Consider the following 17,244-nt stretch of genomic DNA (forward strand, 5'->3'; position numbering starts at 1 on the left):
GGGCGGGAGGGCGGGCTCAGGCGATGGCGAGCGGGCCGTCGGCCAGGTACGCGGAGAGCGGCGCGGTCATCCGGGAGCGCGACGGCGGGTGCAGGGACAGCCCGTTGGCGCAGGCCGCCAGGTGGCCCACCTCGTCGGACGTCATGAAGTTGAGCCCGCCGAGCAGCTCGACCGCGCGCGGCACGATCCGGGCGAGGGCGTCCTGGACGCCGTAGCGCACGCAGAGCGCCTGGGCGAGGGCCGACTCGTCGAGGTCGCCCGCGTCGATGCGCCGGGCGACGCCCTCGGCGGTGGCCATGGCGGCCTCGGTCTCGGTGTAGAGGCGCACCCGCTCGTGCTCGGGGATGCGGTCGTTCAGCAGCACGCGCTCCACCAGGGCGGACGCGGCGCCGAGATAGCTGCCGGTCATCAGCGCCTGGAACCAGATCAGTCCGGCGGTCTGGAGTTCGTCGAGTCGCTCGCCGGAGGCGGTGGCGGTGCGCAGGACGAGTTCCGGCGGGACGAGGACGTCGGTGAGCGTGACCTGCTCGCTCTCGGCCCCGGCCAGGAACGTACTGGACCAGAAGCCGCTGACGCTCAGGCCCTCGCTGTCGGCGGGCACGAGGGCGACGGCGAGTTCGTCGCCCTTCCCGTCCTCGCGCGGCACCACCACGCCCGCGGTGAGCACGTCCATGGAGTGGGCCAGGCTGCACGGCCGTTTGACGCCGTTGATCCGGATGCCGTCCGCGGTGGCGGTGGCGGTCATGGACGGGTCCAGGATGCCGGCGCCGCTGCGGCCCTCGGCGAAGCCGGAGGCGACGATGCGGTTGCTCGACGCCACGCCCTCGATCAGCATCCACTCCAGGCCGTCGCCGAGGCCGCCGAGGCCGACCAGGGTGGCCATGGAGAAGTGGTGCATGGTGGTGGCCACGGCCAGGGACGGTGACCGGCTGCCGATCGCCCGCTGGACGCGCAGCGCGTCCAGTGCGCCGGCGCCGCGGCCCCGGTGGGACTCCGGGACGAGCAGTCCGGGGCCGCCGCTGTCGCGGAAGTGCCGGATGCCCGGGCTGCCCGGCCGCTCCAGCTCCATGAGCGGGAGGTCGCGCAGGGCGGGGTCCAGGTCGGGCAGCAGCTTGGCGAGGACGGTGCGTTCGCGCTCGAGGAATCTCATGGGTGTGCGGTCCTCCTGGATACGGTGGCGGTACGTGGTGAGGGCGCGGGTGCGCCGCGGCGCGCAAGGGGCCGGTGACTCACGCGGACCTGGTGGCTCACCGGGCGCGTGGGTGGCTCACAAGGCGTTGGTGGCGCGCAGCAGCTGCCAGACGGCGCCGGGGCGGGGCCTGCCGCGGAAGGCGATGTACTCCGCGAGGACGGCGTGCGGGGCCCACTTCTGCTTGTACTCGAGCTGCGAGGCCGCCGGGTAGACGGCGTTGCCGTGTTCGGCGAGGAACCGCGCGAACCGGCTGAACATGGCGCTGGCGCCCGGGAGTTCGTGCTGCGGGTCCAGGCCGGTGAACGGGGTGAAGCCGAAGTGCAGCCAGCCCGCGCCGTCGGCGGTCAGCCGTTCCATGACGGTGGCGTTGAGCGCCTCCATCACGCCGGGCGGCGCGTCGGGGCGGCGCCGGCTGAGGTCGTGCAGCATGCCGGGGCGACTGCCGTAGACCGGCGAGTAGTTGATGTACCCGACGGCCTCGCCGTCGATCCGGCCGACGAACAGGCGCCGGTGCCGCTGGAGTTCCCCGGTCCGCTGGCCGACGAGGAACCGCAGCTCCTTGACGTGCCGTCCCTTCTTCCGCAGCCAGCACTGGTCGATGCGGTCCAGGTCGGCGCAGTCGTCGCCGTCGAGGACCTCGGTGACCTCCAGTCCGGCGCGCCGGGCGCGCGAGATCTTGTTGCGCAGGCGGACGAAGGGCGAGCCCCGCAGCGTGAAGCGGCCGAGGTCGACGGCGTACGAGGCGCCGATCTGGTTGACGGTGAAGCCGTGCGCCGCGTACAGCTCGGCGTCCGCGCGTTGCAGCTGTACGGCGACCAGGCGGCGCCCGGCGTGGGCCGTGAAGGCCTCCAGGAGCCGCGCGCGGTCCTCGGGAGCCGTGAACGGGCCGCCGAACTGCAGGACGTAGCGCCCGGAGGTGCGGTAGGCGCAGGCCCCCTCGAACCGGTCGTCGTGGAAGTACGTGTTGCCGCTGTTGAGGGCGAGGAAGGAACTCGGGTTGTCGCTGTGCGCGGCGAGCGTGTCAAGCACGGACGGCATCGGCGTCCTCCACGGAAGTCGGTGCCGAACCGTTTGCCCCCGAGGCGCCGGAACGCGCCTGTGACCGGTACCGCTGCTCGAATGCGCGGAACTCCGGGGTGAGGTCCGGTTCGAAGGCGACACCGAAGGGTTTCAGGGAGTTCCCGAACAGGGCGCGGTCGCCCATCAGGTGGATCGGCAGGGCCAGCAGCGCCCACTCCGGCCGGACGAACAGCGCCCAGGCACCCGCGATCGCACCCGCCGTGACCAGGCTGTGCATGGTGTTGTAGGCAACGTAGTAAGCACGCGGCACCCGTCTGTCCGGACTGCGCCGGTGGGCGATCGCGCCAGGAATGTACCCGACGAGGTCGATCACCGTGAACAACAGCACGAAGACGCCCCAGCGGATTTCGGTGCGGTGCTGGAAGGCGAGTACGAGGGATACGGCGAGAAAGCCCAGCCATTCGAGTCGGGAGAGAGCGAAGGTGGCCTTCGTCTCGAATCGGTTCTTGGCGTCCACGGGCGCTCCTGGATTGCGCGAACGATTCCGGGGCGCGACCTCGGCCCGCCCCCTCGGTGTGGTCTGTCACTCCCGTTTACGCGGCAGCACGACCAACCCCTCGTAAAGCGGGGGCGATTGGAGAGAAGTGATGCTTTGGGGGCTGCTTGGGGCCGGTCGGTTGTTCACGCGGAGTTTCCGTGGGCGCCGCGCCGGGCCAGTAGGTCTGGCTCTGCACACCGGCCGCACACCGGCCGGATCCCACCCCGGAGGCGCCTGAATGTCACACCGTCCGTTGCCCGGCCGCCGCAGCGTACTGCGCGGCTCGCTCGCCGCGTCGGCGGCCCTCACCCTGCCCGCCGCGCTCGGGGCGGCCCCCGCGTTCGCCCGTTCCGGACGGCCCGGGGCGGGCTGGGGCGTGCAGACGGGAGACGTGACCTCCCACTCCGGCCTGGTGTGGGTGCGCTCCGACCGGCCGGCCCGGATGGTCGTCGAGACCTCGGCCACCGAGTCGTTCCGCCACCCCCACCGCTGGCACGGTCCGCTGCTCGGCCGCGACACCGACTTCACCGGCACCACCCGGCTGCGCGGGCTGCCGCCGGGCGAGCAGATCCACTACCGCGTCCTGCTCGCCGACCCCGACGACCCGCGTCGCACCGGCGAGCCGGTGACCGGCACCTTCCGCACCGTCCCGGTCCGCCGGCGCGACGGTGTGCGCTTCGTGTGGTCCGGCGACCTCGCCGGCCAGGGGTGGGGCATCAACCCGGACCTCGGCGGTTACCGCATCTACGACGCCATGGGCGCCCTGGACCCGGACTTCTTCCTGTGCAGCGGCGACAACATCTACGCCGACGGCCCCATCGCGGAGACGGCCGCCCTGCCCGACGGCAGCACCTGGCGCAACATCACGACCGAGGAGAAGTCCAAGGTCGCCGAGACGCTCGCCGAGTTCCGCGGCAACTTCCGCTACAACCTGCTCGACGAGAACCTGCGGCGCTTCAACTCCCGGGTCCCGTCGGTCATCCAGTGGGACGACCACGAGGTCCGCAACAACTGGTACTCGGGCCAGGTGATCGCGGACACGGACGACCGCTACACCGAGAAGAGCGTGGACGTGCTGGCCGGCCGCGCCCGGCGGGCGTTCAGCGAGTACTTCCCGATCTCGACCCTGCGTCCCGGCGCGCGCGAGGGGCGCGTGCACCGGGTACTGCGGCAGGGCCCGCTGCTCGACGTGTTCGTGCTCGACATGCGGACGTACCGCAACGCCAACTCCCCCGGCGGGCAGAGCGAGGACCCGCAGGGCATCCTGGGCCGCGAGCAACTGGAGTGGCTCAAGCGGGAACTGGCGCGCTCGCGTGCGGTGTGGAAGGTGATCGCCGCCGACATGCCGATCGGACTGGTCGTGCCCGACGCCACCGAGGGGGCGCCCAACATCGAGGCGATCGCGCAGGGCGACCCCGGCGCGCCGCTGGGCCGCGAGCTGCAGATCGCCGAGCTGCTGCGCTTCGTCAAGCACCGGCGGATCACCGGCACGGTGTGGCTGACGGCCGACGTGCACCACACCTCCGCGCAGCACTACCAGCCGTCGCGGGCGGCCTTCACCGACTTCGAGCCGTTCTGGGAGTTCGTCTCCGGGCCGCTCAACTCGGGTGCCTTCCCGGCGAGCGACCTGGACGGCACGTTCGGTCCGGAACGCGTCTTCGTGAAGGCGCCGACCGCGTCGAACGTCTCGCCCGCGGAGGGCTACCAGTTCTTCGGCGAGGTCGACATCGACGGGGACAGCGCGGAGATGACGATACGGCTGCGCGAGCAGGACGGCACGGTGCTGTTCACGAAGGTGCTGCGGCCGGGCCGGATCGGGCAGTAGTCCCGTAACCTGTCGGAAGTGCCGCGCGCCGGCGTCATCCCCCGGTGCGCGGCCCGGGAGCGCGGACGGGGCGGGGACGCGCTTCGCAGGCGGGGCACGGACGGCGTGCACAGGGGGTAGGCGCGCGAACCGCCCCCAATCGCCCCAGAAGCCCTCGTTACCCATCGGTCACAGAGCGTTCGTGATCACGCAACACCGTTCCTTCACAGTGGTTCCATGAGTCGAGACCTGTCGGATGTGACGGACGCCCTGACGCACCTCTTCGCGCACGGCCCCGCGGTACCCGCCATGCTGCTGGCCCCGGTGGCCGCGCTGATCGCCACGGCGGGTATCCGCACCCGGTGGTCACAGCGCCACGGGCAGGCGCCGCCGCCGGACGATACCGGCGCCCGGCCACCGGGTGCGGAGGCGGAGGCGGAGGCGAGCGCGCTGTGGCGGATGCGGACCACGGTGCGCGACGCCCCCGGATCGCTGGCGGCGCTGTGCGCGGCCCTGGCCGACCGGCGCATCGACATCCTGAGCCTGCAGACGCACCCCCTGGCCGAGGGCACGGTCGACGAGTTCCTCCTCCGCGCCCCGGGCGAGCTGGCCGGTTCCGAGCTGACGGAGCTGGTCACGGAGGCGGGCGGCGCTCACACCTGGACCGAACGCGCGGACGCCCACGACCTGGTGGACGCGCCGACGCGGCTGCTCGGCCTGGCCACCCGCACGGCCCTGGACGCCGCGGAACTGCCGCTGGCCCTCCGCCAGTTGCTGGGGCGCTGCACCATCCGCTCGCTGCCCGCGTCCACCGCGGGGTCCGCGGTGGACGACGTACCGCCGCAGGGCACGCTGGAGGACACCGTGCTGCGGCTGCGTGCCCCGGAGGGCGGGGTGATCAGTGTGGAGCGGCCGTATCTGCCGTTCACCCCGGCCGAGTTCGCGCGAGCGCGGGCGCTGGTCGAGCTGGACGCGCGGCTCGGGCCCCGGCTCCCGCGCGGCCGGGACGAGCTGACCCTCTCCGAGGGACGGAACATCACGGTCCGCCGGGCCGACACGCGTGACGTCGAGGCGGCGAAGGCGATGCACGAGCGGTGCTCGGCGCGGACGCTCGGGATGCGCTACCACGGACCGGTCGGGGACGCGGACCGCTATCTGAACCACCTGTTGAGTCCGCGCTTCGGCCGCACCCTCGCGGTGCAGACCGCCTCCGGGCGGATCGTCGGGCTGGGGCACCTGCTGTGGGACGGGGACGAGACCGAGGTCGCGCTGCTCGTCGAGGACGCGTGGCAGCGCCGTGGCGTCGGGGCCGAACTCCTCGGCCGGCTCGTCGCGATGGCGGCGGAGACGGGATGCGAGAGCGTGTACGCGGTCACCCAGGCCTCCAACACCGGCATGGTCGCGGCGATGCGCGGGCTCGGCCTCCCCCTCGACTACCAGATCGAGGAGGGGACCCTGGTCGTCACGGCCCGTCTCACGCCGGCTTCCCCGGCCGCCGTCCCGCTGCCGCACGCGGAGCGGATCGGAACGGACTGAGGCCTGATAGCTGAGGACTACCGAGGACTGAGGATTGAGGACTACTGAGGGCTGAGGACTGAGGTCTGATCGGCACGGGCGGATCGGCACGGTCCGAACCGGTTCCGCGCCGTGCCGACGGCCACGCCCTGAGCGAAATCCGGCCGCCCGGGCCGTCGGGCCGGGCCCGGCGGGCTGACGCGGCACCGGTATCCGTATGAGGATGTCCGCATGTCAGAGACCAAGAGCCCGCTGCCCCGCGAGGTCGCCGACGCCTACGTCGACGAGCTCATCGCCCTCGACCCGGTCACCGGCACCTACCTCGGTGTCGCCGAGAGTTCCAGCCGCCTTCCCGACTTCTCGCCCGCCGGGCAGGAGGCCCTCGCGGAGCTGGCCCGGACCACCCTCGCCCGCCTGGCCGAGGCGGAGCGCCGCCCCGGCGGGGACAGCGACGTGGAGCGGCGTTGCGCGCGGCTGCTGCGCGAGCGCCTGACGGCCGAGCTCGCGGTGCACGAGGCGGACGAGGGGCTGCGTTCGGTCGGCAACATGGGCACGGCCGCCCATTCGGTGCGCGAGGTCTTCACTCTCACGCCGACGCAGACCGACGAGGACTGGGCCCGGGTCGCCGAGCGGCTGCGCGCCGTGCCGGCGGCGTTCGCGGGCTACCGCGCGTCCTTGGCGCTGGGTCTGGAGCGCGAGCTGTACGCGGCGCCGCGGCCGACCGCCACCTTCGTCGAGCAGCTCGGCGAGTGGGCGGACACCGGCGAGGGGCGGGGCTGGTTCGAGGACTTCGCCGCCGACGGGCCCGAGTCGCTGCGCGCGGAGCTGGACGAGGCGGCGCACGGTGCGACCGCCGCCGTGGCCGAGCTGCGGGAGTGGATGCGCGACGTGTACGCCCCGGCGATCGAGGGCGCCCCGGACACGGTGGGCCGGGAGCGTTACGCCCGCTGGTCGCGCTACTACAACGGCACGGACCTGGACCTGGACGAGGCGTACGCGTACGGCTGGGCGGAGTACCACCGGCTGCTGGCCGAGATGAGGGCGGAGGCCGAGAAGATCCTGCCGGGCGCCGGGACACCGTGGGTGGCCCTCGCGCACCTGGACGAGCACGGCAGGCACATCGAGGGCGTCGACGAGGTCCGCGACTGGCTGCAGGGCCTGATGGACCAGGCGATCGAGCAGCTGGACGGCACGCACTTCGAACTCGCCGAGCGGGTACGGAGGGTGGAGTCGCGCATCGCCCCGCCCGGCAGCGCCGCGGCACCGTACTACACGGCGCCGTCCGAGGACTTCTCCCGGCCCGGCCGCACCTGGCTGCCCACGATGGGCCAGACCCGGTTCCCGGTGTACGACCTGGTGTCGACGTGGTACCACGAGGGCGTTCCGGGCCACCACCTCCAGCTCGCCCAGTGGACGCACGTGGCGGAGAGCCTCTCCCGCTACCAGGCCTCCGTCGGCATGGTCAGCGCCAACGCCGAGGGCTGGGCGCTGTACGCGGAGCGGCTGATGGACGAGCTGGGCTACCTCACGGACGCCGAGCAGCGCCTCGGCTACCTGGACGCGCAGATGATGCGGGCCGCCCGGGTCGTCGTGGACATCGGCATGCACCTGGAGCTGGAAATCCCGGCGGACTCGCCCTTCCACCCGGGCGAGCGCTGGACGCCCAAGCTGGCGCAGGAGTTCTTCGGCGCGCACAGCAGCCGCCCGGCGGACTTCGTGGAGAGCGAGCTGACCCGGTACCTGACGATTCCGGGCCAGGCGATCGGCTACAAGCTCGGTGAGCGGGCGTGGCTCCTCGGCCGGGAGAAGGCCCGCGAGCGGCACGGCGACGCCTTCGACCCCAAGGCCTGGCACATGGCGGCCCTCTCCCAGGGCTCGCTGGGCCTGGACGACCTGGTGGACGAGCTGTCACGACTCTGACGCCCGCGCACCGCGCCGCTCACCGTCTGAAGCCGCCTTCCGAGTCGATCACCTGACCGGTGACCCACTCCGCCTCGTCCGTGGCAAGCCACGCGACGAGGCGGGCCGGGTCGTCGGGCATGCCCCATCGCCCACCGGGGAAGCGCGCGGCGACGGCGTCGTACTCCTCGCCGGTCCGGTAATCGGTGTCTACCGGACCGGGGTTGACCGTGTTCACGGTGACGGCGTGTTCGGCGAGGGTGGTCGACAGGGAGCGCGTGACGGAGGCGAGCGCCCCCTTCTGGAGTGCGTAGGCGATCTCGCCGGGCATGCCGCCGGCGATGTCCTGGCCGGAGGTCATCGTCACGACGCGTCCGCCGGGCGTGCGGGGCGGCAGCGCGTCGCGCAGCCGGGCGTACGCCTGGATCAGCAGCAGGACGGAGCGGGTGTCGACCTGCCAGTGCGCGTCGAGCATGCCGGCGTCGATCGTGTCGAGGGTGCCGTCGCTGCCGCTGAGCGCGTGGTTGGCGACCAGGATGTCCAGCCGCCCGCCGAGCGCTTCGGAGACGCCGGCGACGAGTGCGGCGGGGGCGTCGGGGCGCGTGAGGTCGCCGGGGCCTTCGTGCACGGCGGCGTCCGGGTCGCCGAGCGCCGCGCGCACGGAGGCGGCCACGTCCTCGGGCCGGTCGGCGCCCCAGGGCAGGGCCGCGTCGTGCGGCACGTGGTGGTGCAGATAGACGCTCGCTCCGTACGCGGCGAGCCGCCGGGCCACGGCGTGGCCGATGCCGGCGCGTCTGCTGGCCCCGGTGACCAGGGCGGTGCGGCCGCGCAGGGGCAGCGGGTCGCGGCGCAGCTCTTCGGGGGCGGGGTGCGGAAGTCGGGGCATGGGCACCCATGATGGGCGGGCGACGGGCACCGCGCACTCCGATATCGGCGCACCGCCCGGACGCGCACCGGCCTCGCCCTTCGGCCGACTGCCGCCCCCGCCTCCTCACCGGGCCTCCCCCGGCCTCACCGGGTGGCGAGCCGCCTCAGTTGTACGAGGCCGAGCCAGGTCTCCGGTCCGGGCCGTACCTCGGCCGCGCGCACCGCGTACCGGCCGGGGTCGAGGGCGACCCGTACGTGGTCGGTGCGGTCCGAGGCGGCACCGGGCCAGGCGGCGTCGAACAGCAGGACCGGCCCCGGCACCTGCCAGGACACCTCCGGCTCCCACTCGGCCGTGTCGAGGGCGGCCCGGACGCCGGACAGCACCTCGTCCTCGGAGTCGGCGGCGCACCAGCGGACGAAGGCCGCGTGGTCGGGAAGATAGGCGGTGGAGGCGGGTTCGTCGCCGAGCACCAGGGCGGTGGAGTCGCCGACGGGGAGGAGCCCTACATAGCCGTCGACCTCGCAGGCCCGGTCGTAGTCGGAGTCGGTCTCCTCGCCGTCGGCGCCGGTCCAAAACGGCAGGACCGTCTCCGGGACCGCTATGAGCGGCCCGCCGCCCGACTCCACCCACTCCACCGTGCCCGGCTCCGCGTATCGCACCATGCGGCAGAACCTACACGCCGCTCAACAGGCACTTCTGCCCGCCCGAATTCCCGCCAGTACGTCACCATCTGACCGACCGGTCAACGGAGTTGACGAGATCGCCCTCCGGAGCACCCTCAGCCGGCGCCCCGTTGCCGCAGTACCGAACCCGACCGCCCCTTCACGACCTCCAGTTGGGCGTGGATCCGGCGCCGCAGGTCGGCGACGTGGCTGACGATGCCGACGCTGCGGTCCCGCTCGCGCAGCGCGTCGAGGACGTCGAGGACCTCGTCGAGGGTCTGGTCGTCGAGGCTGCCGAACCCCTCGTCGATGAAGAGGGTGTCCAGGCGGACGCCGCCCGCCTCGTCGGTGACCACGTCGGCGAGGCCGAGCGCGAGGGCCAGCGAGGCGAAGAAGGTCTCGCCGCCGGACAGCGTGGCCGTGTCACGCTCGCGGCCGGTCCAGGCGTCGACGACGTGCAGGCCGAGGCCGCTGCGGCCGCGCCCCGTGCGGTCGTCGGAGTGCACGAGGGTGTATCGGCCCGAGGACATGCGCAGCAGGCGGGCGCTGGCCGCGGCGGCGACCTGTTCGAGCCGGGCCGCCAGGACGTACGACTCCAGGCGCATCCGGCGCTCGTTGTCCGCCGAGGTGCCCGCGGCGAGTCCGGCGAGGCGGGCGACGCGGGCGTGTTCCGTGCGCAGCGGGGCGAGCCGGCGCACCGCGTCGGTGGCGTGTGCGGACAGCCGGTCCAGCTCTGCGCAGCGCAGCGCGGCGGCGTCCCGGGCCGAGGACGCGTCGCGCAGGCGGCGCCCCGCGTCGGCGGCGGCGGTCTCGGCCGCGGCGAGGTCGGCGGGCGGCCGCCGGGCGGCGTCGGCGGCGTCGCTCTCGGCGAGGAGCGCCCGGACGGCGGCCTCCTCCGTGTCCCGGGCGTCGAGCCGGTGTTGCAGTTCGCGGTGGGCGGCGGCGTCGAGCAGCGCGGCGGCGGCCTCGCGCGGGGTGTCGAAACCGGCCCGGAAGGCCGCGTCGGCGAGCCGGGCGTCGGCGTCCTTGAGCCGCCCCGCCGTGTCGTCGGCAACGCGGACGGCGTCGGCGGCCTCCGTCAGCAGCGTGGCCCGGCGCTCCAGTTGGGCGGCCCGCGCGCCCACGCTCTCGGCGGTGCCGCGGACCCGGGTCAACTCCTCTTCGAGCGTGGTCCGTTCGCGCTCCAGCCGGTCCCGTGCGGCCACCCGGGAGGCGCTGCGGACGGCGGCCTGCTGGCGGGCGGCGACACGCTGCCCGTGCTCGTGTTCCGCGTGGCGCAGTTCCTCCTGCGCGGCGTGCAGTCCGGAGGCGGACGTCCGCGCGCGGGTGTACTGCTCCTCCAGCTCCCCGGCCTCCTCGGCCAGCCGGGCGGTGGGCGTGTCCCCCGCCTCGGCCGTGGCGGCGGCGAGTGCCTCCCGTACGGTGCCCAGGCGCCGTTCGGCCCGTGCGCGCCGTTCGTCGGCGGCCTGGTGGTCGGCGAGGGCGCGGTCCTCGGCCTCGCGGTCGACGTGTCCGGCGGTCCGGCGGGCGGGGGCGGGGTGCTCGGTGGCACCGCAGACCGCGCAGGGCACGCCGTCGGTGAGCCCCGCGGCGAGTTCGGCGGCGATGCCGTTCAGCCGCTGTTCCTTGAGGTCGAGCCAGTGGGCGCGGGTTCCGACGGCGTGCTCGGCCGCGGCGAGCGCCTGCCGCTGTGCCTCGTCGGCCTCGGTGGCGAACCGGTCGCGTCGCCCGGCCGCGTCGAGTCGCCGGCGCGCGGGGTCGCGCTGCCCGTCGAGCTGGTCGGCGCGTGCCGTCGCCTGCCGCGCCGCCTCGACGCGGTCCTGGAGACCGGCGCGGGTGGCCTCCCAGCCGGCGAGCCAGGCCTCCGCCTCCTGCAGGACGTCCTCGTCGGCGCGTTCCTGCCGGTCGAGACCGGCCTGCTCCTGGACCAGTTCGGCGAGGCGCCGTTCGGCCCGGCGGGCCGACTCCAGGCCGCCCAGCTCCTCGGCGGCACGGCGGGCGGCGGCCGCGAGCCCCGCGGCACCGGCGTCGGCGAGGTCCCGCGGCAGCCGGGCACGCGCGCGCGTGCGGGCCGCCGAGGCCCGTTCGTGCTCGGCCTCGGCGGCGTCCCGCAGGTCCAGCGCCGGCGCCACCGCCTCGGCCTTGCGGGCCCGTTCCATGCGCCGCTGTGCCGCGCGGTGGGCGTCGTCGCCCTCCGCCAGCCGCGCCCTCCGCTCCCGTGCCTCGGCGAACCGCCGCTGCAGCCGGTCCAGTTCACGGGTGTCGGCGAGGTCGCGGTCCGCGGCGGCCTGGGCGGACTCCCGCGCGGTGAGCCGGCAGTCGGCCACGGTCAGCAGTTCGCGGGCGGTGCCGCGGGCGACGGCGGCGGCGCCGAGGACGGCCTCGGCCAGGCCCGGCTCGCCCGGCGCCAGCTCCGGCAGCTCCATGGCGTCACCGGCGGCCTGCTGCATCCGGTGGGCGTCGGCCAGGAGCGCGGCGTCGCCCTCGCGTACCCCGGCCTCGGTCGTCCGGCGCCGCTCGGCGAGGCGCTTCTCGACCTCGGCGAAGCGCCGGGTGTCGAAGAGCCGCCCGAGGAGCTTGCCGCGGGCCTCCGCGTCGGCGCGCAGGAACCGCGCGAAGTCGCCCTGGGGCAACAGCACCACCTGGCAGAACTGCTCGCGGCTCATGCCGAGCAGTTGCGTGATCTCCTCGCCGATCTCCTGGTGGGACCGGCTCAGGTCCTTCCAGGACCCGGCGACCGCGTCGTACTCCCGCAGCCAGGACTGCGCCTTGTCGACGGTCGTGCCCCTGCCGCGGAGCTTCGGCCGCTCCCAGGGCGGCTGCCGGGTCACCTCCAGCCGCCGTCCGGCGACGGTGAGTTCGAGGCGCACCTCGGTACGGGTGCCCACGGCCGCGTGGTCACTGCGCAGCGTCATGCCCTGGCCGCCGCCCTGCCGTGCGCCCGGCACCGAGCCGTACAGGGCGTAGCAGACGGCGTCCAGGACGGAGGTCTTGCCGGCGCCGGTGGGGCCGTGCAGCAGGAAGAGACCGGCGCCCGACAGGTCGTCGAAGTCGACGCTCTGGGCGGTGCCGAAGGGCCCGAAGGCGGTGAGGTCCAGCCGGTGCAGCCTCACCGGGCCACCTCGCGCAGGGTGTCGTCCGCGCGGACGGCGTCGAAGGCGTCCCGCAGTACGCCCTGTTCGTTCGGGTCGGGACCGGCGCCGCGCACGTGCGCCACGAAGTCCTCCGCGATCTGCTGGTCGCTGCGGTCGGCGAGCCGCCGGGCGTAGGAGGCGTCCGGTTCGCCGGGGGCGCGCTCGGGGTCGAAGACGAGGCTGAGCGTGTGCGGGAAGCGCTCGGCGAGCCGGGCCATGGGGTCGTCGGGGCGGACCGGGTCGGTGAGGGTCGCCTCGACCCACGCGTCCTCGTGCCCGGTCAGCTCCGGGTCGGCCAGCAGTTCCTCCAGCGTGCCGCGCAGCCGGGCCAGCGCCCGGGGCACCGGGCAGTCGACGCGCTCGGCGGCGACGGCGCCCTCCGCGTCCAGGTCGACGAGCCACATGCTCTTGCGGTGCCGGTGCTCGGAGAAGGAGTACGGCAGCGGGGAGCCGGAGTAGCGGACGCGCCCGGTGAGGGTCTGGCAGCCGTGCAGGTGTCCGAGCGCCACGTAGTCGACGCCGTCGAAGACGCCGGAGGGCACGGCGGCGACACCGCCGACGGTGATGTCCCGTTCGCTGTCGCTCTGCTCGCCGCCGGTGACGAAGGCGTGCGCGAGGACGACGGACCGGGTGCCGCGCGGCCGGTCGGCGAGGTCGGCCCGCACCCGGTCCATGGCCGCGGCGAGCACCGTCTCGTGCCCCGCCTTCTCCACCCCGAACTCGGCCTTCACCAGCGCGGGTTCCAGGTACGGCAGTCCGTAGAAGGCCACGTCCGCGTGCGCGTCCGCCAGCACCACCGGGGTGCCGCAGCCGGCCGGGTCGGTGCGCAGGTGGATGCCCGCGCGGTCGATGAGTCCGGCGCCGACTCCGAGGCGGCGCGCCGAGTCGTGGTTGCCGGAGATCATCACGGTGGGCACGCCGAGGTCGGCGAGGCGGTGCAGGGCGTCGTCGAACAGCTCGACGGCGGCGAGCGGCGGCACCGCCCGGTCGTACACGTCCCCCGACACGACGACGGCGTCCACGCGGTGCTCACGCACGGTGTCGACGAGGTGTTCGATGAACCCGGCCTGGGCGCCGAGCATGTTCACCCGGTGGAACGCCCGGCCGAGGTGCCAGTCGGACGTGTGCAGGATTCTCAAGACTCCGCTCCGACCTGCATGTCTCCCCTTACTCAGCTCCTGTTGCCGGCACCGGACCAGCACGGTGCTCGTGGTCGGCACGGTCCCCGCGGTCGGCACCGACCACGCTAGCGTTCGTCCGCACCTGGTCCCTCACCGGTCCGTCGCGGACCTCAGTCTGCCACCGGCGAGCGGCGGCCCTGCCGACCCGCTGCTGTTCGACCAGGTCGGCTCCGGCGGTTCGGACCTGTCCGCCCGGGACGGAGTGCCGGCGGCCGAGGCCGCGCCCGAGCGGATCGGGGCGCTGGTGCGGGTGGCCCCCTCGCCGCGCGCCGGCGGCCGCATACGGCCCGGTCGGTGCGGGCGGGCGCCGGGATAGACTCCCGGGCGCCCGACGGTGTCCGGAAGGACGCCTCGGGGCAACCCTCTCCCGGTAAGGACCACACATGACCGTCGCTGAACAGCGCCCCGGCGCCGACCCGGCCGGCATTCAACGGCTGCGCCGCCGCCTGGAACGGCTGATCGGCGTCGCCGCGACCGAAGGAAACGAACTCGTCGCACTGCGCAACGGCGACGAGATCTTCCCCACCATGCTCGGAGCGATCCGGGCGGCCGAGCACACGATCGACATGATGACGTTCGTGTACTGGCGCGGGCAGATCGCCCACGACTTCGCCGCCGCTCTCGCCGACCGGGCCCGGGCCGGGGTACGGGTCCGGCTGCTCCTCGACGGCTTCGGCGCCAAGGAGATCGAGCCGGACCTGCTGGAGACCATGGGGGCCGCGGGAGTACAGGTCGCCTGGTTCCGCAAGCCGCTTCGGCTGTCCCCGTTCAAACAGAACCACCGCTGCCACCGCAAGGCCCTCGTCATCGACGAGCACACCGCCTTCACCGGAGGAGTCGGCATCGCCGAGGAGTGGTGCGGCGACGCCCGCGACCCCGGCGAGTGGCGCGACACCCATGTCCAGGTGCGCGGCCCGGCCGTGGACGGCGTCGCCGCCGCCTTCGCCCAGAACTGGGCCGAGTGCCACGACGAGCTGTACGACGACCGGGACCGGTTCTCCGAACACACCCAGCCCGGCACCTCCGTCGTCCAGGTGGTGCGCGGCTCGGCCAGCTTCGGCTGGCAGGACATGCAGACCCTCATCCGCGTCATGCTCACCTCCGCCGAGCACCGCTTCCGCCTGGCCACCGCCTACTTCGCCCCGGACACCTACTTCATCGACCTGCTCTGCGCCACCGCCCGGCGCGGTGTGACGGTGGAGATCCTGCTCCCCGGCCCGCACACCGACCAGCGGGCCTGCCAACTGGCCGGCCAGTACCACTACGCCCGTCTGCTGGACGCCGGGGTGTCGATCCGCCAGTACCAGCCGACCATGCTGCACGCCAAGATCATCACCGTAGACGGGCTGGCCTCCCTCGTCGGGTCCACCAACTTCAACCGGCGCTCCATGGAGCACGACGAGGAGATCATGCTCGCCGTCCTGGACCAGGAGTTCACCGCCGGCCTGGACCGGGACTTCGACGCCGACCTGGAACGCAGCACCGCCGTCGACGCGACCCGCTGGAAGCGCCGCGCCGCCCTGATGCGCCTGCGGGAAGCCGCGGTCCTGCCCGTACGCCGGTTCCTCTGAACCCACGGGCGCTCCGCCGACGCGAACCGCTTCCGTGCCGCGGACGCGCCACCAGGGTGGGACCTCGCCGGTCGGGCATACGGCGTCAGAACGCGGTCAGCCGGCCCACCTCTACCGGGTCGAGGCCGGTGAGCTGGGCGATGCGGGGCGCGGGAACGCCCGCCGCGTGCGCCCGGTGGACCAGCGTTTCCCAGTCCTGGGTGACGTCCCGGAAACCCAGGAGCTCCTTCTCCACGTCGGTGATGGACGCCGGGGTGGCTTCCTGCTCCACCCGCACCGCCTCGTCCGCGGTCAGCGGCACGGGCAGGCGCTCGGCGTCCTCGGGAATCATGGTCTCCTGGCCCGCCGCCAGGATCCTGACCTGCTCGGAGGCCGCCGCCGTGCCGTGCGCGGAGAGCCAGCCGCGGACCGCGGGTGTCTCCAGGCATTCGAGCGGACCGACGGCTGCCAACGGCGCCGCGAGGCGCGGATGACGGTCCGGCAGCAGGAACAGGTACGCGTCATCGGCCATCGCGTGGCATCGCCTTTCCCAACACGGTTGTCACTCATGAATGTTAGTGCGTTCCGAGCGGCACCGGTCCACCTCCGTACGGGTGCACCCGGTGCGAACGGCCGGTCGGCCGGTCAGCGGCCCCGCCAGTCCAGACACATCACCAGCGCGTCGTCGTCCGGCACCGGGCCGCCCCGGTGGTCGGCCAGCTCACGCAGGATCGCGCGCGGCACCTCGGCGGCCGGAAGCAGCCGCGTCGCGAGGATGGCCCGGGCCAGCGCGGCCTCCCCGTACGCCTCTCCGCCCGGCGAGGCCACGCCGTACACGCCGTCGCTGACGAAGACCAGCCGGTCTCCGGGCTCGACCCCGAACTCCTGGGTCACGTAGTCGGTCTCCTCGAACATGCCGAGGGGCAGCTGGGCGTCGAGCTCGATCCGTTCCACCGCGCCGCTCCGCAGACGCAGTATCTGCGGCGATCCCGCGTCCACCACGCGGGCCAGACCGGTGGCCAGGTCGAAGTCGAGCATGAGGACGGAGAGGTAGCAGCGCCCCGCGTAGTGCGCGTAGAGCGCCTGGTCCGCCAGCGCGGCCTGGTCCGCGAGGGGAATGCCGGCCCGACGCGCGTTGCGCAGGGCGTTGATCGCGAGGTTGGTGAGCAGCGCCGCCTCTATGCCCTCGCCCATGCCGTTGGTGGCGTACAGCAGGAGCCGGTCGGCCGTCGCCGACCAGTCGAAGTTGTCGCCGAAGATGTCGTACGCCGGCTCCAGCTGAGCCCCCAGCTCGTACTCCGGCCGGGCGCAGGACCGGCCGGGCAGCAGCTGCCACTGCATCTCGGCGGCCAGCGTGAGCCGGTCCCTGCGCCGTGCCTGGAGGTAGAGATCGGTGTCCCGTTCCGCCACGATCACCTCGTGCCCGAGCACCTCCGCGATGTCGGCCAGCTCGGCCACCCGCTCGCCCTCGCAGCCGTCCCTGGGCAGCGTCACGGAGAGCACGCCCAGGCGGTCGCCCCGCACCGAGACCGGCAGGTGGACCCGTGCGGTACGGGCGTCGGCCGTGGTCTCCACGAACGCCTCCTGCGCCCCGAACGCCCGCCCGGCCGGGCTGTTGTACACCGACACGGAACCCAGGGTGTGCGGCAGTACGGCGACGGGCTGGAGCACCGTCAGACCGTAGTCGGCCATGAAGAGTTCGACGGAGTGCGCCGCGTACCCGTCCACCAGCACGCGGCGGACGGCGTCGAGCAACTCGTGGGGGGCCGCTGAGCGCAGAGCCCGCTCAGCGGCCATGAATCTGTTCGCAGTGATGAGAGCACCGGTCCTTGAGTGAAAGATTCCATGGAGGGATACGGGCGGCTCGGGCTTCCCCCGAAC

At 73.8% G+C, this 17,244-nt stretch carries 14 protein-coding genes; 5 read left to right on the top strand and 9 right to left on the bottom strand.

Annotation, left to right across the window (positions count from 1 at the left end):
• Positions 1–16: 16 nt before the first annotated feature.
• The 3 genes from IG94_RS0126220 to IG94_RS0126230 all read right to left on the bottom strand — a co-directional run bounded on the left by IG94_RS0126220 (position 17) and on the right by IG94_RS0126230 (position 2,729).
• Positions 17–1,150 (bottom strand): acyl-CoA dehydrogenase family protein, encoded by a 1,134-nt coding sequence (locus IG94_RS0126220; protein WP_031042080.1) that lies wholly within the window; start codon positions 1,148–1,150, stop codon positions 17–19.
• A 117-nt stretch (positions 1,151–1,267) separates the two neighbouring features.
• The gene (locus IG94_RS0126225; protein WP_031042085.1) at positions 1,268–2,230 is read right to left on the bottom strand and encodes a bifunctional lysylphosphatidylglycerol flippase/synthetase MprF; all 963 of its coding nucleotides are present in this window, start codon (positions 2,228–2,230) and stop codon (positions 1,268–1,270) included.
• Positions 2,214–2,729 (bottom strand): membrane protein, encoded by a 516-nt coding sequence (locus IG94_RS0126230; protein WP_031042088.1) that lies wholly within the window; start codon positions 2,727–2,729, stop codon positions 2,214–2,216. Before IG94_RS0126230 ends, IG94_RS0126225 begins: the two co-directional genes overlap by 17 nt.
• A gap of 259 nt (positions 2,730–2,988) precedes the next feature.
• Here IG94_RS0126230 and IG94_RS0126235 point away from each other — a divergent pair, with 259 nt between their 5' ends.
• The 3 genes from IG94_RS0126235 (at position 2,989) to IG94_RS0126245 (ending at position 7,989) form a co-directional block, all read left to right on the top strand.
• The gene (locus tag IG94_RS0126235; protein WP_031042090.1) at positions 2,989–4,575 is read left to right on the top strand and encodes an alkaline phosphatase D family protein; all 1,587 of its coding nucleotides are present in this window, start codon (positions 2,989–2,991) and stop codon (positions 4,573–4,575) included.
• 216 nt (positions 4,576–4,791) lie between these two features.
• The gene (locus IG94_RS0126240; protein WP_211269689.1) at positions 4,792–6,090 is read left to right on the top strand and encodes a GNAT family N-acetyltransferase; all 1,299 of its coding nucleotides are present in this window, start codon (positions 4,792–4,794) and stop codon (positions 6,088–6,090) included.
• Positions 6,091–6,300: 210 nt separating this feature from the next.
• Complete coding sequence (locus tag IG94_RS0126245) at positions 6,301–7,989, top strand: DUF885 domain-containing protein (RefSeq protein WP_031042096.1); 1,689 nt, start codon at positions 6,301–6,303, stop codon at positions 7,987–7,989.
• Positions 7,990–8,008: 19 nt separating this feature from the next.
• On the opposite strand, the gene IG94_RS0126250 is transcribed toward IG94_RS0126245, so the two are convergent.
• The 4 genes from IG94_RS0126250 to IG94_RS0126265 form a co-directional block, all read right to left on the bottom strand.
• Positions 8,009–8,854, bottom strand: coding sequence for an SDR family oxidoreductase (locus IG94_RS0126250; protein ID WP_031042099.1), 846 nt, complete (start codon positions 8,852–8,854; stop codon positions 8,009–8,011).
• Positions 8,855–8,979: 125 nt separating this feature from the next.
• The gene (locus IG94_RS0126255; protein ID WP_031042102.1) at positions 8,980–9,498 is read right to left on the bottom strand and encodes an immunity 21 family protein; all 519 of its coding nucleotides are present in this window, start codon (positions 9,496–9,498) and stop codon (positions 8,980–8,982) included.
• 116 nt (positions 9,499–9,614) lie between these two features.
• On the bottom strand, positions 9,615–12,611 hold the full coding sequence (locus IG94_RS0126260; protein WP_031042105.1) for an AAA family ATPase: 2,997 nt from the start codon (positions 12,609–12,611) through the stop codon (positions 9,615–9,617).
• Complete coding sequence (locus IG94_RS0126265) at positions 12,608–13,771, bottom strand: exonuclease SbcCD subunit D (RefSeq protein WP_031042107.1); 1,164 nt, start codon at positions 13,769–13,771, stop codon at positions 12,608–12,610. Before IG94_RS0126265 ends, IG94_RS0126260 begins: the two co-directional genes overlap by 4 nt.
• Before the next feature lie 70 nt (positions 13,772–13,841).
• Between IG94_RS0126265 and IG94_RS44380 the strand changes: the two genes are divergently transcribed.
• Positions 13,842–14,129, top strand: a complete 288-nt coding sequence (locus IG94_RS44380; protein WP_157852309.1) for a hypothetical protein — start codon at positions 13,842–13,844, stop codon at positions 14,127–14,129.
• A gap of 67 nt (positions 14,130–14,196) precedes the next feature.
• A complete protein-coding gene (locus IG94_RS0126275; RefSeq protein ID WP_031042113.1) occupies positions 14,197–15,384 on the top strand; it encodes a phospholipase D-like domain-containing protein in 1,188 nt (395 codons plus the stop codon).
• A gap of 85 nt (positions 15,385–15,469) precedes the next feature.
• Here the strand turns inward: IG94_RS0126275 and IG94_RS0126280 are convergent, their stop codons facing one another.
• A complete protein-coding gene (locus tag IG94_RS0126280; protein WP_031042116.1) occupies positions 15,470–15,895 on the bottom strand; it encodes a DUF6003 family protein in 426 nt (141 codons plus the stop codon).
• Between the two features lie 113 nt (positions 15,896–16,008).
• Positions 16,009–17,160 carry a PP2C family protein-serine/threonine phosphatase gene (locus IG94_RS0126285; RefSeq protein WP_031042120.1) on the bottom strand — a complete coding sequence of 384 codons (1,152 nt, stop codon included), beginning with the start codon at positions 17,158–17,160 and terminating at the stop codon, positions 16,009–16,011.
• Between the last annotated feature and the right edge of the window lie 84 nt (positions 17,161–17,244).

The sequence above is a fragment of the Streptomyces olivaceus genome (genome assembly GCF_000721235.1).
Taxonomy (GTDB): Bacteria; Actinomycetota; Actinomycetes; order Streptomycetales; family Streptomycetaceae; genus Streptomyces; species Streptomyces olivaceus.

What these genes read in the sequence shown, in the direction of transcription:
- IG94_RS0126220 (WP_031042080.1), bottom strand. Translation starts at nt 1,150, where the DNA reads ATGAGATTCCTCGAGCGCGAACGCACCGTCCTCGCCAAGCTGCTGCCC.
- IG94_RS0126280 (WP_031042116.1), bottom strand. Translation starts at nt 15,895, where the DNA reads ATGGCCGATGACGCGTACCTGTTCCTGCTGCCGGACCGTCATCCGCGC.
- IG94_RS0126245 (WP_031042096.1), top strand. Translation starts at nt 6,301, where the DNA reads ATGTCAGAGACCAAGAGCCCGCTGCCCCGCGAGGTCGCCGACGCCTAC.
- IG94_RS0126285 (WP_031042120.1), bottom strand. Translation starts at nt 17,160, where the DNA reads ATGGCCGCTGAGCGGGCTCTGCGCTCAGCGGCCCCCCACGAGTTGCTC.
- IG94_RS0126225 (WP_031042085.1), bottom strand. Translation starts at nt 2,230, where the DNA reads ATGCCGTCCGTGCTTGACACGCTCGCCGCGCACAGCGACAACCCGAGT.
- IG94_RS0126235 (WP_031042090.1), top strand. Translation starts at nt 2,989, where the DNA reads ATGTCACACCGTCCGTTGCCCGGCCGCCGCAGCGTACTGCGCGGCTCG.
- IG94_RS0126275 (WP_031042113.1), top strand. Translation starts at nt 14,197, where the DNA reads ATGACCGTCGCTGAACAGCGCCCCGGCGCCGACCCGGCCGGCATTCAA.
- IG94_RS0126240 (WP_211269689.1), top strand. Translation starts at nt 4,792, where the DNA reads ATGAGTCGAGACCTGTCGGATGTGACGGACGCCCTGACGCACCTCTTC.
- IG94_RS0126250 (WP_031042099.1), bottom strand. Translation starts at nt 8,854, where the DNA reads ATGCCCCGACTTCCGCACCCCGCCCCCGAAGAGCTGCGCCGCGACCCG.
- IG94_RS0126255 (WP_031042102.1), bottom strand. Translation starts at nt 9,498, where the DNA reads ATGGTGCGATACGCGGAGCCGGGCACGGTGGAGTGGGTGGAGTCGGGC.